This is a genomic window from Dryocola clanedunensis (genome assembly GCF_038405435.1).
GTDB classification, from domain to species: domain Bacteria; phylum Pseudomonadota; class Gammaproteobacteria; order Enterobacterales; family Enterobacteriaceae; genus Dryocola; species Dryocola clanedunensis_A.
Genome location: NZ_JBBYHZ010000046.1, coordinates 1 through 981 on the forward strand (window position 1 = coordinate 1; position 981 = coordinate 981).

Sequence of the window (981 nt, forward strand, 5' to 3'; positions counted from 1 at the left end):
TGTCAACGCAAAGCAGAAAAGGCCTTTTTGTTGCAAGACACAAATGTCCTGACTTCTGGCTAAGGCATAGGTTTATTATTTCAACGCTGTCCGGGCACAAAAATTTCGCTCCCAATGTGTATAGCATTCTCTATACGGCAGGTGTAAGCTGTGTATATCATTTGCTATACAGGAGCTCATCATGAAATCTGATGTTCAGCTTAACATTCGGGCTAAAGAAGCCCAGCGCGCGTTGATCGATACCGCTGCCGGTATTCTCCATAAATCACGCACCGACTTTATACTAGACATAGCCTGCCAGGCTGCTGAAAACGTGATCCTTGATCGCCGGATGTTTAATCTTGATGATGAACAGTACGCCGAATTTATCGATATGCTGGATGCACCCGTAACAGCGAATCCGGCACTGGATACGCTCCTGGCGAGAAAACCGCAGTGGGAAAAGTAACCGCTCCAGCACCGCTAAAGTCGACTCACATTCTTTCAGAGTTTCACTCAGGAGAAGCTGCACTGGATGAATGGATCAGGCTCCGGGGGTTAAAAAACCAGTCGACCGGCGCCGCCAGAACGTTTGTGATATGCCGGGAGGATTCTTCGCAAGTGATTGGTTTTTACTCTCTGGCCACCGGCAGTGTCACTCATGCCATTGCACCCGGTGGGCTCAGACGAAACATGCCTGACCCCCTTCCCATCATAATTCTGGCCCGGCTGGCCGTTGATTCGAGTTATCATGGCCAGGGCCTTGGGGCGGATTTACTGCACGATGCGGTACTGCGTATTTGCCGGGTTGCGGAGAATATTGGCGTCCGGGCCATTATGGTGCATGCCTTGTCTGATGCGGCAAAACAGTTTTACCTGCATCATGGATTCCAGCCCTCAATGACACAGGAGAAAACACTTTTTCTCCGGTTACCTACTGCCATTTAACCGCCCGCAAGCCGTAATTCCCTCTGGGGCAACTCACAGCCAGAAGCGGATATT

At 50.4% G+C, this 981-nt stretch carries 2 protein-coding genes; both read left to right on the forward strand.

Translation table 11 applies throughout. The features are described from left to right. The first annotated feature begins 181 nt into the window (after positions 1-181). The gene (locus AAE045_RS23240; protein WP_159758667.1) at positions 182-448 is read left to right on the forward strand and encodes a type II toxin-antitoxin system TacA family antitoxin; all 267 of its coding nucleotides are present in this window, start codon (positions 182-184) and stop codon (positions 446-448) included. After that, on the forward strand, positions 436-927 hold the full coding sequence (locus AAE045_RS23245) for a GNAT family N-acetyltransferase (RefSeq protein ID WP_455549685.1): 492 nt from the start codon (positions 436-438) through the stop codon (positions 925-927). Before AAE045_RS23240 ends, AAE045_RS23245 begins: the two co-directional genes overlap by 13 nt. The last annotated feature ends 54 nt before the right edge of the window (positions 928-981 follow it).